The following is a 14,433-nucleotide window of genomic DNA, read 5'->3' on the forward strand; positions in this document are numbered from 1 at the left end:
ACTAAAAATTTCTTATGTTTAATAAACCCGCTTTTTACGGGCTGCAAATGTAAAAATTAAAAATTATAAAACAAACGCTTAATCCATTAATTTTCAAACCCATCCCCAAGTCTTAACCCGCACATATTTTTTCTGTAATATTTGCGTTATTTTGTACAGCATAAAACCCGCGATTGAAAAAATCACTCCTTATATACATAATACTACTATGTGCTTTTAGCGTAAAAGCACAAACCCTGCACGCAAAATTTGAAGGAAAAACCACAGCCGAAACTAAAATTATAGATTCTGTCAGCTACAAAAAAGACCATGCCAATGCAAAATCCATAGCAGACGAGGCCAACCTGCTAACCAACACCCTGCAAAGGCTGGGCTACCTTGAAAGCCGCGAACTGGGCAACATAAAAGCCAACGACTCTTTATTTATATATAATTTTTCGGTTGGAGAAAAAACAAAAGCCATACACATATATACCGGCACGCTTGCGCAGAAGGAGAAAGAATTACTCAACATAACCAAAGACACCATTACCCTTGGCTTTACCGAAGTTGAAAGCTTCATGAATACCAACATGGCACTGTTAGAACAACAAGGGTATTCTATAAGCACACTTCAGCTTACAAATCACACTAAAGCAAACCACAACCTTATTGCAACACTCAGCATTAAAATTGAGAAGCAGCGCACCCTGGATGACATTGTTATTGAAGGGTATGCCAAATTTCCGGAAGGCATACGCAAAAACATTACAAAGCAATACAAAGGCAAAACCTTTAACAAGAACAACCTGCAACGGGTGTATAACGATTTTAACAGCCTGCGCTTTGTAACCCTGCCCCGCTACCCCGAAATTTTATTTAAGCAGGACACCACCAAAGTTTATGTATACCTGCAAAAGGCAAATGCCAATACTTTTGATGGCTTTGTGGGCTTTGGCAATGACGACACCAGCAACAAAGTGCGCTTTAACGGCTATGTAGACTTAGCACTAAACAACATTATTAACGGTGGTGAAAAATTTAACCTGTACTGGAAAAGCGACGGCAACCAGCAAACCACCTTCAACCTTGGTACAGAACTGCCCTATCTTTTTAAGACACCGATAGGCGCAAAAGCCAGCCTGAAGATTTTTAAACAGGACAGCACGTTTCAAAACACCATGACCGACCTGAACCTGGGCTACTACTTTAGCTACAACTCAAAGCTGTACCTGGGTTACCAAAGAACACAATCGGTTGACATACAAAATGCCGACACCAGCAGCCTGACTGATTATGAGAGCACATTTTTTACCTCAACCTATGAGTATGCCGCTTTTAGCATAGATGATTTTCTGTTTCCGCAAAAAACAACATTACAGCTAAAAGGCGGCTTAGGCAGCCGCGACAGCAATACCGGTAACCAAAGCCAGTATTTCGGTCAGGCTTTTGCAAGCCACAACCTGTACCTCAACAAAAAAAACATCATTAATCTTAAAAGCCATTCTTATTATTTAAAGAGCGACACCTATATAATAAATGAGCTTTACCGTTTTGGAGGCATTAACTCCATACGCGGCTTTAATGAAAACAGCCTGCAGGCCAACCTATTTACCGCACTAATGGCCGAATACCGCTATGTATTATCACCCGGGCTATACATACATTCTATCACCGACTATGGGTATTTTCAGGATAAAGCCTCAAACATTGAAAACAACCTGCTGAGTTTAGGCTTCGGCTTTGGGCTTTTAACAAAAAACGGCCTCTTTAACATTGTTTATGCTAACGGAACCACAAAAGACCAGTCAATAAAGCTATCAAACTCTATAGTTCACATTAGTTTTAAAGCATCATTTTAACAATATTACTTGTTAAATCAATTAATATTTTCTTAATTTATCTAAAATTTATCATAATTAACTTGCTGTTAACAGTAATTTAATCGACATTTGAGATACTAACTCAAATTTTATTAAATGAAAACACACCAGCAGTTTTTGCTGACGCTTCTCACAGCGTTAGTGATGCAGATTTCGTTTGCCCAGGAACGAACAGTTTCCGGAACGGTAAAAGACGCCAGCGGCATGCCTGTACCGGGGGCATCGGTAGTAGTAAAGGGCACTACCACGGCCACATCTACTGATTTTGACGGTAAATACCAGATTAGTGCAACCCCTACCCAAACCCTGGTATTTAGCTTCATTGGCATGACTACAAAAGAAGTTTTGGCAGCTTCTACAACATTAGATGTAACACTTGCCGAAGAATCTACAGTGCTTGAAGGGGTGGTAATTACCGCAGTAGGTATTAAGAGGGAAAAAGCCTCTATAGGTGCTGCAACCACAACCGTGCGGGCAGAAGAACTTGTAAGGGGTTCGCAGGGCAATATAGCAGACGCCCTTAAGGGCAAAGTTGCCGGTGTTACCATTTCAAACGCCTCTACAGACCCCGGTGCATCATCAGGGGTAATCATAAGAGGCTTTAACACACTTTCGGGCTCTAACCAGCCGCTTTATGTGGTAGACGGTGTGCCTATTAACAACCAGACCAATTTTTCAAACAGCCTTAATGGCGGTTATGACTTTGGGCGCGGCTCTGCCGATATTAACCCCGAAGACATTGAAAGCATGACCATACTTAAAGGCGCATCGGCAGCGGCACTATATGGTGCACGGGCTGCAAATGGTGTAATTATGATTACCACAAAAAAAGGTAAGGCCGGTAAAATGACTATCGACTTTACTTCAACAACATTCCTCACACAAATATCGCGCACACCTAAGTATCAGTCAAGCTTTGGGCAGGGATGGGATGGTGTGCACTACCTTGGCGAAAACGGTTCATGGGGCCCACGCTTTGATAACGAACTCCACGTATGGGGCAACGTTGTAGACAACAGCCAGTTGCTAAAACGCTATTCTTTTCAGCCGGACCAGCTTGAAAACTTCTTTGATATAGGTACTTCTAAGCTCAACTCGCTTTCTGTAGCAGGGGGCAGCGGAGACAGCAGCGTAAGGCTTTCTTATTCAAACCTGCAACAGGATGGTATATATCCTACTGATGCCGATAAGTTTGAAAGAAACACAATAGGCCTTGCCGGATCTACCAAGGTTAATAAAATAACCATAAGCGGCAACATGAACTATGTTAATACCAGCGGCAGCTCTGTAGCTACCGGCCAGGGCTTATCGGTTTACAACAACCTGATGCAGATTCCTACTGATATACCTATTACAGAGTTTAAAGACTACAACAACCCTTTTCATAACGTAAGCAATTACTACACTCCTTATGGTGTTACAAACCCATACTGGAGCCTTAATGAAAACGGATCTGATTACAACAAAGAAAGATTTTATGGCTCGGTTGAATTTAGCTATGAATTTAACGACTGGAGCAGCGCTACCTATCGTTTTGGTGTAGATACCTATACCGACCTTGCCCGTGTATGGAACGCCAGGCTTGACGCCGCACCGGGCAGCCCTAACGACATTACTTCGTCTGAAACCCCGGGCAGCTACCTTGAAGCATCAAACACCATAAAGCAGCTTAACCACGACCTGCTTTACAACCTTGACTTTACATTAAGCGAAAAATTTGGCCTGCAGTCAACCTTTGGTTTTAACGTAAACACACGTGAGGCAAACTCATACAGCGCATCTGTAGCCAGCCAGGATATACCTGATTTTTATTCGCTTACAAACAGCGCCGAAATTCCGGTTGTGGCATCTTCAAGAAGCACAAGAAAACTATATGGCCTTTACAACACCACAACCATATCTTATGACGACCAGCTTTTCTTAACAGGAAACTTCAGGAACGACTGGTACTCTACCCTGCCGCAGGCTAACCGAAGCGTGTTTTATTCAGGCGCTAATGCCAGCTGGGTTTTCAGTAGGACATTGGGCTCTTCAGACACCTTTAACTACGGTAAGCTAAGGGTGGGTTATGGTGAAACCGGTGTAGATACAGACCCTTACCAGGTAAATTCGGTTAACGTGCCTGCAAACATCTCTCAGGGATTTGGCAGCCTGGTATACCCTATAGACGGCACCAGTGCTTACAGTATAGGCAACAGGGCAGCTAACGCTAACCTTAAGGCTGAAAGAAGGAAAGAAATAGAGCTGGGTATTGAACTTGCATTTTTAGACAACAGGATAACGCTTGATGCTACCTACTATAATGCAAAAATTGAAAACCAGATACTAAACCTGCCTTTTGCACCAAGCAGCGGCTATACTAACCAAACCGCAAACGTGGGCACCCTGGCCAGCGAAGGTTTTGAAGCCTTATTAACCCTGGGATGGCTTAAAAACCCTGATGGCTTTAACTGGACCACCAGCGTAAACTTTGCCACCAACAACACAATACTTGAAGAGCTTGACGACAGGATTGAGCAGGTAGAACTGGGCGGCCTTAGCACCACACAGTTTATTGCCCGCGAAGGCCAGCCAATAGGCTTAATATATGGCTACGTTCCGGAAATGGACCCCAACGGAAACATTGTGGTAGATACCAACGGTATACCGGTAGCTGCATCTACAAAAGATGTATATGGCGATACCCAATATGACTACACAATGGGTATAGGCAACAACCTGAGCTGGAAAGGGCTTTCTCTTGATTTTACATTTGATATTCGCCAGGGTGGCCTTATGTACAGCCGTACTGCCGATATTACAAGGTTTACCGGTAACTCTATAACCACCATGGTAAACGACAGGCAGCCGTTTGTAGTACCAAACTCGGTTGTGAGGGAAGTTGACGGAAACGGCAACACTACCTACTCACCCAATACCACACCTGTAGATGTTGAACACATGGACGACTACTACCGCGCCGATGCACTTGCAAGGTATACGGTTATAGACAAATCTTTCATAAAACTGCGCGAGGTTGTATTAAGCTACAAGCTACCCACCAAAGTACTGGAAGGCACCTTTATACAAGGCTTAACCTTCTCGCTTATTGGCCGTAACCTGTTTATATGGACACCAAGCAACAACCAGTATATAGACCCTGAAGTATCTACTTTTGGTACAGACCTGCAGGCCCAGTTTGGTGAATTTAGCGCAAACCCTTCAACCAGGAGCTATGGCTTTAGTTTAAAAGCTAACTTTTAAAAAAAATCAAGATGAAAAATACATATAAACTACTCATTATATTTTGCATTGGCCTTTTTAGCTCGTGCGAGAGTGAGCTCGATATAAATAACGACCCTAACTTTCCGGCTGAAATTAACAGCGGGCTTGCACTTACAGCTGCCGAGGCATCTATCGCCGTAGTAATGGGAGGCGAACTTACAAATCTTGGCGGATTTTATACACAATACCACACGCAGGCTCCAAGCGCCAGCCAGTATGAAAATATAGATTCATACAACCTTAATACTGCGTATGCTAACGATATATGGACAGAGCTTTATGCCGGCTGCCTTAACGACCTTAAGTATGTTACCGAAGAAAGTACTGCCAGCGAAGATACTGCCACACTGCTAATGGCAGAGGTGTTAAGGGCGTATACCTATCAGCTACTGGTAGACCTTTTTGATGACGTACCTTATAGCGAAGCGCTTAACGGGCCGGAAAACATTACACCAATTGTAGACTCCGGTGAAGAAATATATGCCGACCTTATTGCGAAAATGGATGCTGCTGTTGCAACCTATAACGCAAACCCTACAGAGGCCTTATATCCATCTCAGGACATATTGTTTAGAGGCGATATAGACAAATGGATACAATTTGCCAATACACTTAAACTTAAAATGTACCTGCGTATGGCATATACACCTGCTGCAAACCCTGCTGCGGTAACAGCGCTTTTGGCTGAAGGCAATTTCCTTACCGAAGACGCCAAGTTTACAAACTTTGATGATACAGTAAACAAACGTAACCCGTTTTATGAAAATGTACTTTCGCAAACCGGCCTTGGCGGTGTAAACCATGTTGCCAGTAACACACTTGCCGGATTTTACAGTGAAAATGAGGATCCAAGACTACGTGCTGTTTTCACCCCAAGTACATCTGGCACGTATGCTTCTATAGCACAAGGCACAGGTAATGACTTTAATAACACAGCAAGCGCTTATGCCAGACCTAACATAAGGCCAAACACTCCTGTCTTTTTTATAAGCCTTGCCGAAATATATTTTTTACAGGCAGAAGCACTGGTACGCTACTCAGCAGGTGCAGGAGCAAAGGAAATGTATGATGCAGGGGTGCTTGCATCATTCCAAACCTACCAGTTAAACTTTTTTACTGATGCAGACCCAACAGACGAAGAAGAATCGCCATGGACACCTGAAGAATCTATAACTCTTGCTACTAATTTCACTTCAGCCGGCGGTGCCTACGAATACATTCCAACAGGTGTTGTAGAAGATGATGTAAGGCAAATCATGGTACAAAAATGGGCGGCATTGCCTTATGTAAACAATATTGAAGCCTGGATAGAATCTACCCGCACCAAGTTTCCGGAAGTGGTGGCAGAAGGTTCGCAGGATTATGGCATAGGCAACCGCATACCATCGGCTATTTCAATACTTTCAGGCGTACAGGTGCCAAGCGTATTGTTTTATCCTGATGACGAAGTAAACAGAAACCCTAACATTACCCAAAGAACATCGGTTACCGAAAATGTTTGGTGGGACCAAAAACCAGAATAAAATTGTAATCTATGAAAGCATTATATAAATTAACTATACTGGCATTGTTTGGGTCTTTATTTACCCTTACATCGTGCTATGAAGACGAAATAAACAGTACGGTAACCGTGTATCCTGTTATTGAAGTGCAGGGAGACAGCGAAATACGCTTAAACGTAGGCGACACCTTTACAGACCCGGGCGCCATTGCCATGATAGGCGAAGAAGAAGTTCCTGTAACTACCCGCTATGTAGGCCGATACCGTGGTAACATTTACAACGGCACACTTAATACCAGCGTAGCCGACATTTATACCGCAGAATATTCGGCAGTAAATGAAGATGGCTTTGCAGGTGTTGAAACCAGGCAGATTATTGTAGCCACCACAGGCGACCTTGTTAACAGTATTGAAGGGCTTTATACCTCTACCGTATTCAGGAATGGTGCTCAGGGCGCACCCGCATCTGCATATACCGATATTGAGTATATGCTGATTTGGCAAAACGACGATGGCAGCTATGAAATATCTGACGCCTTTGGCGGATGGTACCTTTTTGGCCGGGCCATTGCCGATTCTGAAACGCCGGGCGGGGTAATTGTTGCCAATAACATTGCGGCAAACGATTTTAGTTTTCCGGGCACACAAAGCAACACTTACTTTGGCGGGTCGTCTGAAATTACAGGACTAACGGTTGACCCCGATACTGATAAGCTTGTACTTACAACCGTATGGCAGGCCGATGCTGAAACTACCTATACGTTTGTATCAACTTTAACACAGGTTCAATTCTAAAAGTAAAAAATCATGAAAAACAGATATATAGCAGCACTTGCAACCTTGCTTTTGGTGGTTTTTACATCATGCGAAGACAAGGGGTATGACGATTATGATGCAGGTAATATGCCCACACAGGCCCTAAACGGCGAGTGGTACATAGATATTAGCGATGAGGCCGGCAACCTGTATGCCACCCACACCCTGCACAAAACCTATGATAATAACGGCGCACTGTTTATTACAGACCGCGTGGGCAGCGCCAACAGCTTTACCGGCTGGTGGCTTGAAACGCCGCTTGACTATAATTTAGAGACGTTAACTTTTAGTGCTACTGACTCTCCAAATAGTGCAGACGACTCTGTTGTAACTATTACAGAAGGCAAAATACTTAAAGGTGCCGCACACTCGCCATCAGGCGTTGTGGCAGACAGTATCTATTTTAAAGGGGTATTTGATTATGACCCTGAAACGGTTCTCATCTTTTCGGGCTTCCGCAGGACAGGTTTTGAAGAAGACGAATAAGATTAATTTGATTTAGTTAGTTAGGCTGCCCGCAAGGCAGCCTTTTTTATTACCCTGAAAACAATATCTTTGCAACATGGAAAAAGAACACCAGATATTTGGCATACGTGCCATTATAGAAGCCATTAATGCCGGCAAGGAAATAGACAAGGTTTTTATACAGAAGGATGCACAGGGCGACCTGATGCGCGACCTGCTTAAAGTACTAAAGCAAAAGAATGTAAACTTTAGCTATGTGCCGGTTGAAAAGCTTAACAGGCTTACGCCAAACAACCACCAGGGTGCTGTAGCGTCTATAGCCCCTATTAAGTTTCAAAATCTTGAAACACTGGTTGAAAAAGTATTGGAAAGCGGCAAGACTCCCCTGTTCCTTATACTGGACCAGCTTAGCGATGCACGCAACTTTGGCGCCATAATCCGCACGGCAGAGTGCACGGGTGTAGACGGCATTATTGTGCAAAAGCAGGGTTCGGCCCCCGTAAACGGCGATACGGTTAAAACATCGGCCGGGGCGGTATTTAATGTACCCATCTGTAAAGTTGAGCATATTAAAGACGCTATTTTCCACCTGCAGGGCTCGGGCATTAAAACCGTTGCCGCTACCGAGAAGACTGACGACACTATTTATGACATATCTTTTGCAGAGCCACTTGCCATTATTATGGGCAGCGAAGATCGTGGCATTAACCCTTCGGTACTTAAAATAGTAGACGAAAAAGCCAAACTGCCTATGTTTGGCACCATATCATCGCTTAACGTATCGGTTGCCTGTGGTGCTTTTTTGTATGAAGCGGTAAGGCAGAGAAGGTAATTTTTTAGATTATTGGATGGTTCGATTTTTAGATCATTCGATTGTTGGATTGTTGGATTATCCGACAGTACGGCAAATAGCTTCTTATCCATGAAGTCGAATAATCTAAAAATCGAACAATCTAATTATCCTCATCAGGCCGTTGCACAAATGTATATACTATCCTTAAGGGCGGCAGCGGGCTTACAATTTCATAATCCACTACTTCTATATCTTCAGGTTTGGGTGGGTTATGGAAAATACCGTTTTCATCAAATCGCTTCATGAATGCGTCTGCTTTTGGGTCGAAGTCCGGGCGCTGCCAGTCGTAAAGTATGGGCTTTTTATATTCCGGGGTGTCATACAGCCATGAAAAAACCGCCCCGCTTAAAAAGCCGCCCAGGTGGCCTTCCCAGCTTATGCCTTTTTCCACATCCGGAAAAACATACCATATCATACTGCCATACAGTAATACAATGGTTAGCGATAATGCCACAAGCCTGAAATAACCGGTTTGTATTCCCTTAAAAAAAATAAAGGTAACCAGTACATATATAAGCCCACTTGCGCCTATGTGGGTACTACCCTTCTCGCCTATTAGCCATGTAAACAATCCTGAAAACAAAACCCCGTAGAGTATAACCTCAAGCGCCCTTTTTCTGTAAAAGTAGCGCATGGCAGCTATAAGCAAAAAAAGTGGTATGCTGTTGTCGTATAAATGCTCCAGGCTACCGTGTAAAAACGGGCTGAAGATAACACCCCTTAGCCCTACTATGGTTCGGGGCTGTATGCCATAATCGTTAAGGTATATATTAAAACGCACCTCTACCCAGTACACCAGCCACAGCACAAATATGGCGGCAAATGGCCAGGCAATTACCGAAGGCGAAAATTTTAACTGGTCGTCCCTGCTGTCTATCATGCCTTATGCACGTCAAAAAAACGACCAAAGATTTTTCCCTGTTAAAATGGCAGGATGGGTTTTAGTATTTTTTCTGCAAAGCAGAAGAAAATTATTGCGTAATTTTACACAATGGAAGCACCATTGGCAGAACGCATACGCCCCAAGAACTTATCTGAATATATAAGCCAGCTGCACCTTGTGGGCCCCGAAGGCTCGCTAACGCAGCAAATAAAACGCGGCATTATACCATCGCTTATTTTATGGGGGCCACCCGGCACCGGTAAAACCACCCTGGCGCAAATTATGGCACAGGAAAGCAACCGCCCGTTTTATGAGCTTAGCGCCATTAACGCCGGTGTTAAAGACGTGCGCGAGGTTATTGAAAAAGCCAAGCAAAGCGGCGGTATGTTTACCACCAAAAACCCCATACTGTTTATAGACGAGATTCACCGGTTTAGCAAATCGCAGCAGGATTCGCTGCTGGCGGCGGTTGAGCGCGGTTGGGTAACACTGATTGGCGCCACAACCGAGAACCCCAGCTTTGAGGTTATACCCGCGTTATTATCAAGGTGCCAGGTATATATGCTGAACCCTTTTACGAAAGAAGACCTCGAGGCTTTGTTGCACAGGGCGATGGAGGTGGACAAAGCACTACTAAATAAAAAGATTGACCTGCAGGAAACCGAAGCCCTGCTGCGCCTTAGCGGTGGCGACGGCCGAAAGCTACTTAATGTGTTTGAGCTGGTTATTAATGCGAGCGAAGGCGAAGATATTGTTATTACCAACGACCGCGTAATGCAGCTTGCCCAGAAAAACACCGTTTTGTATGACAAAACCGGCGAGCAGCACTATGACATAATTTCCGCTTTTATAAAGAGTATGCGCGGCAGCGACCCTAACGGGGCCGTATACTGGCTTGCCCGAATGATTGAAGGCGGCGAAGACCTTAAGTTTATAGCCCGCCGTATGCTTATTTTAGCCAGCGAAGACATAGGCAATGCCAACCCAACCGCCCTTATTATGGCTAACAACACGTTTCAGGCGGTGAGTACCATTGGCTATCCGGAATCAAGGATTATACTGAGCCAGTGTGCCGTTTACCTGGCTAATTCACCCAAGAGTAATGCTACTTACATGGCTATTGGCCAGGCGCAAAGTATTGTAAAGCAAACCGGCGACCTGCCCGTACCGCTGCACCTGCGCAATGCACCCACCAAGCTTATGAAAGAGCTGGGGTATGGCGATGAGTATAAATATTCTCACGATTATGAAAACAATTTTGCCGAACAGGAATTTTTACCCGATGCCATTAGTGGCACTACCTTTTATGAACCCGGGCAAAACAGCCGCGAAAATGCCGACCGCGAGTTTTTAAAACGCCGCTGGAAAGGGAAGTATGGGTATTAGTTTTTAAAGTCGAAAGCAGGAAAGTCAAAGGTCAAAAGCCGGTAGGCTGAATAAAAAAACCACACTCTTAGATGTGGTTTAAACTTTATGACACTCGACTTTTGACTAAAACTTTATATCCAGTTTTTCGCTTACAAGGTTATCGTCTTGGTAGTATTCAAAAAACCATTCGTTGCCTTTTTTAAAGACTACACCATTTTTGCCATCGCCCATGGCCGTGTAAGAATCAGCCTGGGAGGTTTTATATATTTTAAGCACCACCTTTGGTGTGCTGTCTACAAGCTGGTAGCCGTTTGTAATGGGTTGTGCAAACAGGGTAGCCTCATTAACAACCTGCTGTGGCTGTGCGGCAACGGGGGCAGGTTCGGCGGGCTTTGGTGCAGCCTGTGGCGTAGGTGTTTGCTGAGAGGCAAGCGCGGCACCCATTGGGTCTTTGCCTGTATACTTATAATTAAGGTTAGCCTGCATATCTGCCGAGGCATTCCTAAGCGACTCATAATAGCCCTTCTGGAAGTCTTTTTGCTTGCTTTTCCCTTTTGCAGAACGGTACAGTTCTTTACCGCTGCAATCTTTCAAAATAATTTCCAGCGATGTACTCAGCATGCCCGATTCATCTTCAAGGCTGCCATACAAAGCCCTGCACTTATTGGCATTAAGGTCCTGCGGTAGCGACTCGTTAGGGTAATACACCTCAAACCCCTGCTTTTCAAAAAGCATTTTGGTAAGCTGGTTCAGGTTATATTTATTAGGCTCCTTTAAAAATTCAAACTTTTCAGGGATTATAACATATTTATAATCATTAATATCTGCGCTTTGCGCAAAAGACAAACCTGAAAATAAAAGGGCCGCAAAGGCAAGTATTTTTTTCATTACAGTAAATTCTTAAGTTCGAGCAGGTGGCCCACCTGTATAACCGAAGCTTCAGCCTCAAGGCCATGCTCATTAAAATAAATAGCGTCTATGCCACAGTTAAGCGCACCCTGCACATCGGCCTCAATACAATCGCCTATCATTACACTCTGTTCCCTTTCAGCTCCCGAAACGCGCAGGGCATATTCAAAAATATCGCGATGCGGCTTTTTGCACCCGGCCAGGTCAGAGTTTGTTATGGTATCAAAATAATGGCCCAGGTTAGCGTTTTTTATTTTGCCCTCCTGCACTGTATGAAACCCGTTTGTAATAATATGCAGGCTGTACTTAGGCTTTAGGTAGTCCAGCACTTCTATGGCACCTTCATATAGATGGTTATTAGTGGGAAGGGTTGCGATGTATTCTTCAGAAAGTTTAAAAATAAGCTCATCGGTTACCGTAACCTCCAGTGCATTAAACACATCTTTAAGCCTGCCATAGCGCAATTGCTGCTGTGTTATGTGGCCGTCGCGAAAAAGTTTCCAGTAACCGGCATTTATAGGCACATGGAGTTCTATAAATTTAGCAAGGTCTACCGGAACGCTGTTTTTATTTAATATATATTCAAAAGCCAGCGCAGAGTTTTTCTCAAAGTCCCACAGGGTGTGGTCGAGGTCAAAAAAAACGGCTTTTTTATTACTTAGCTTCATGATTATTTGCTTACCACCACGGCATTTTCTATATGGTAAATCCAGTCATCTACATCATTATCGTTGTAACGGAAGGTACCGGTAAGGGTAACATACTGGTCTGTCTTTAGCTTGGTGCCGTTGTTTTTAAATTTTATACCCATAATGGTTTCAGGGCCTGCCTGTCCGCAAAAAAAGCACGATGCAAATACGTTTTTGCTCAGAGCGTAGCTTTTATTATCTATAGGTATTATAAAGCCGCTCATAACAATGGTTTTGCCCTGCTTGCCTTTAAGCGAGGTATTAACCACCGGATACATAACCCCTTCCGGGTAATCATCGCTTGGTTTTTTTACATACTTAATTTGCCCCAGCAGTTTCCAGGTAAGGGTATCGGCTACTGTGGCCGTATGTAAAGTATGTGCAGTGGTTTTTGGCGCATATTGTGTTTGTGGCAACCCTAAAGAAGCCAGTAAAAATCCTGATAAGAGTACTAATGCTATTAAAAATGTCTTACGCATTTGCAAGTGTTTTTGATATGTTTAAACTATAGGCCTTAACCGCCGGGATTACCGCAGCTAAAATCCCTACAAAGATAGTGAGCCCCAGCAAATATCCTTCCTTTTCCCACACAAACTCAAGCGGGTTAAATGATATCTTAAACTCTGTTTCGCTTGAGCCCGATATGAGGCTTAATGCAATCCTGCCAACAACCGTGCCGAAAATAAACCCGGTTATGCACAGCAGCAGGCTTTCTATAAGCACCAGCATCAGCAGCTGCAGGCGGCTTGCCCCATTAACGCGTAAAAGGGCAAATTCGTATTTACGTTCTTTTAGTGTGTTGTACAGCGCAATAAATATGCTAATGCCCGAAATGAGCATTATGCCATAGGCCAGGTATTGCAGGGCATCGAGTCCAATACCAAACAGGCTGAACAACCTGTTTATTTCCCTGCCGGGAGAGGCAGCCTGCATTTTAGTGTTCATGGGTATCATGTTCTGCCACACCAATACCGACATAGGGTTGCGCATTTTAAGGATAACGGCAGTGATTTCTTTACCTTCCTCGCTTATAACGGTTTCATGGTCATGGTCGTGTTCCTCATGGTTATGGGCCTCTTCGCCTGCATGGGCATCATGGTCGTGGTCATACTCCTCATGGTTGTGGGCTTCCTCGCCTGCGTGGGCTTCGTGATCATGGTCGTGATCTTCATGATCATGGGATTCTTCGCCCTCGTGGTTGTGGTCGTGGCCTTCGTGCATGGCCCACACGCTGGGTATGTTGCACAGTATCACGTTATCTGCCACCTTACCGGTTTCAGCAGCAATGCCGGTAACAATATAAGCGTGGTCTTCGTGCACTTCGCCTTCAGACGAATCGCCATGCGAACCAAAAAATGTATCGCCCAGCTTAAGCCCCATTTTTTGGGCAACCGTACTGCCTACCACTACTTCAAAATTTTTACTGAACACTTTACCCTGCTGCATTTTAGCGCCATAATGGGTAAGATAATCAGGCGTGGTGCCTACTATTTTAAATCCGCGGTAGTTATCGCCAAAGGCAAGCGGTATGGCTTTTTTTACCAACGGGTTTTTCATCCAGGTTTTGGCCTCGGCATAATCAATATTGCCTGTAGGCGCATCTACCTGGTATACTGATGACAGTATAAGCTGAAGCGGGCTGCCCTGTGCACCAAGCACCAGGTCTATACCATCTATATTATCGTTAAATTTACGTTCAAACTGGTTTTCAAGGAGTATAAGCAGGGTTATAATGGCTACGCTTGAGGTAAGCAGTATAATGCTCAGTACCGTATTTAGCGGCTTAAACCAAATGTTTTTCCAGGCTATTTTAGTAATCATGT

Annotated in this window: 12 protein-coding genes; 7 read left to right on the forward strand and 5 right to left on the reverse strand. The window is 44.1% G+C overall.

The window, feature by feature from the left end:
- The first annotated feature begins 173 nt into the window (after positions 1-173).
- From AM279_RS10625 to rlmB, 6 genes are all read left to right on the forward strand, one after another.
- The gene (locus tag AM279_RS10625; RefSeq protein ID WP_054407945.1) at positions 174-1,841 is read left to right on the forward strand and encodes a BamA/TamA family outer membrane protein; all 1,668 of its coding nucleotides are present in this window, start codon (positions 174-176) and stop codon (positions 1,839-1,841) included.
- A 117-nt stretch (positions 1,842-1,958) separates the two neighbouring features.
- Positions 1,959-5,105 (forward strand): SusC/RagA family TonB-linked outer membrane protein, encoded by a 3,147-nt coding sequence (locus AM279_RS10630; RefSeq protein WP_236688515.1) that lies wholly within the window; start codon positions 1,959-1,961, stop codon positions 5,103-5,105.
- Positions 5,106-5,116: 11 nt separating this feature from the next.
- Complete coding sequence (locus AM279_RS10635) at positions 5,117-6,649, forward strand: SusD/RagB family nutrient-binding outer membrane lipoprotein (RefSeq protein WP_054407948.1); 1,533 nt, start codon at positions 5,117-5,119, stop codon at positions 6,647-6,649.
- 11 nt (positions 6,650-6,660) lie between these two features.
- Positions 6,661-7,422, forward strand: coding sequence for an immunoglobulin-like domain-containing protein (locus tag AM279_RS10640; RefSeq protein WP_054407950.1), 762 nt, complete (start codon positions 6,661-6,663; stop codon positions 7,420-7,422).
- A 12-nt stretch (positions 7,423-7,434) separates the two neighbouring features.
- Positions 7,435-7,929: a lipid-binding protein gene (locus tag AM279_RS10645; RefSeq protein ID WP_054407952.1), complete on the forward strand. Its 495-nt coding sequence runs from the start codon at positions 7,435-7,437 to the stop codon at positions 7,927-7,929.
- Between the two features lie 76 nt (positions 7,930-8,005).
- Positions 8,006-8,740, forward strand: coding sequence for a 23S rRNA (guanosine(2251)-2'-O)-methyltransferase RlmB (gene rlmB, locus AM279_RS10650; protein WP_054407953.1), 735 nt, complete (start codon positions 8,006-8,008; stop codon positions 8,738-8,740).
- 121 nt (positions 8,741-8,861) lie between these two features.
- Here rlmB and AM279_RS10655 read toward each other — a convergent pair whose 3' ends face one another.
- Positions 8,862-9,641 (reverse strand): rhomboid family intramembrane serine protease, encoded by a 780-nt coding sequence (locus AM279_RS10655; RefSeq protein ID WP_054407955.1) that lies wholly within the window; start codon positions 9,639-9,641, stop codon positions 8,862-8,864.
- A 111-nt stretch (positions 9,642-9,752) separates the two neighbouring features.
- Here AM279_RS10655 and AM279_RS10660 point away from each other — a divergent pair, with 111 nt between their 5' ends.
- Positions 9,753-11,030: a replication-associated recombination protein A gene (locus AM279_RS10660; RefSeq protein WP_054407957.1), complete on the forward strand. Its 1,278-nt coding sequence runs from the start codon at positions 9,753-9,755 to the stop codon at positions 11,028-11,030.
- Between the two features lie 105 nt (positions 11,031-11,135).
- On the opposite strand, the gene AM279_RS10665 is transcribed toward AM279_RS10660, so the two are convergent.
- Genes AM279_RS10665 through AM279_RS10680 form a run of 4 tightly spaced genes read right to left on the reverse strand, consistent with a single transcriptional unit; the run spans position 11,136 to position 14,431 of the window.
- Positions 11,136-11,900 carry a hypothetical protein gene (locus AM279_RS10665; protein WP_054407958.1) on the reverse strand — a complete coding sequence of 255 codons (765 nt, stop codon included), beginning with the start codon at positions 11,898-11,900 and terminating at the stop codon, positions 11,136-11,138.
- Complete coding sequence (locus AM279_RS10670; protein ID WP_054407960.1) at positions 11,900-12,589, reverse strand: YjjG family noncanonical pyrimidine nucleotidase; 690 nt, start codon at positions 12,587-12,589, stop codon at positions 11,900-11,902. Before AM279_RS10670 ends, AM279_RS10665 begins: the two co-directional genes overlap by 1 nt.
- 2 nt (positions 12,590-12,591) lie before the next feature.
- Positions 12,592-13,089: a hypothetical protein gene (locus AM279_RS10675; protein WP_054407962.1), complete on the reverse strand. Its 498-nt coding sequence runs from the start codon at positions 13,087-13,089 to the stop codon at positions 12,592-12,594.
- Positions 13,082-14,431 carry an ABC transporter permease gene (locus AM279_RS10680; RefSeq protein ID WP_054407964.1) on the reverse strand — a complete coding sequence of 450 codons (1,350 nt, stop codon included), beginning with the start codon at positions 14,429-14,431 and terminating at the stop codon, positions 13,082-13,084. The genes AM279_RS10675 and AM279_RS10680 overlap by 8 nt, the downstream gene beginning before the upstream one ends.
- Positions 14,432-14,433: the final 2 nt, after the last annotated feature.

Source organism: Flavobacterium akiainvivens, from assembly GCF_001278115.1.
Classification (GTDB): Bacteria; Bacteroidota; Bacteroidia; order Flavobacteriales; family Flavobacteriaceae; genus Flavobacterium; species Flavobacterium akiainvivens.

Coding starts and splice junctions, on each gene's coding strand:
- AM279_RS10675 (WP_054407962.1), bottom strand. CDS start 13,089: ATGCGTAAGACATTTTTAATAGCATTAGTACTCTTATCAGGATTTTTA.
- AM279_RS10680 (WP_054407964.1), bottom strand. CDS start 14,431: ATGATTACTAAAATAGCCTGGAAAAACATTTGGTTTAAGCCGCTAAAT.
- AM279_RS10630 (WP_236688515.1), top strand. CDS start 1,959: ATGAAAACACACCAGCAGTTTTTGCTGACGCTTCTCACAGCGTTAGTG.
- AM279_RS10660 (WP_054407957.1), top strand. CDS start 9,753: ATGGAAGCACCATTGGCAGAACGCATACGCCCCAAGAACTTATCTGAA.
- AM279_RS10655 (WP_054407955.1), bottom strand. CDS start 9,641: ATGATAGACAGCAGGGACGACCAGTTAAAATTTTCGCCTTCGGTAATT.
- rlmB (WP_054407953.1), top strand. CDS start 8,006: ATGGAAAAAGAACACCAGATATTTGGCATACGTGCCATTATAGAAGCC.
- AM279_RS10635 (WP_054407948.1), top strand. CDS start 5,117: ATGAAAAATACATATAAACTACTCATTATATTTTGCATTGGCCTTTTT.
- AM279_RS10670 (WP_054407960.1), bottom strand. CDS start 12,589: ATGAAGCTAAGTAATAAAAAAGCCGTTTTTTTTGACCTCGACCACACC.
- AM279_RS10640 (WP_054407950.1), top strand. CDS start 6,661: ATGAAAGCATTATATAAATTAACTATACTGGCATTGTTTGGGTCTTTA.
- AM279_RS10645 (WP_054407952.1), top strand. CDS start 7,435: ATGAAAAACAGATATATAGCAGCACTTGCAACCTTGCTTTTGGTGGTT.
- AM279_RS10665 (WP_054407958.1), bottom strand. CDS start 11,900: ATGAAAAAAATACTTGCCTTTGCGGCCCTTTTATTTTCAGGTTTGTCT.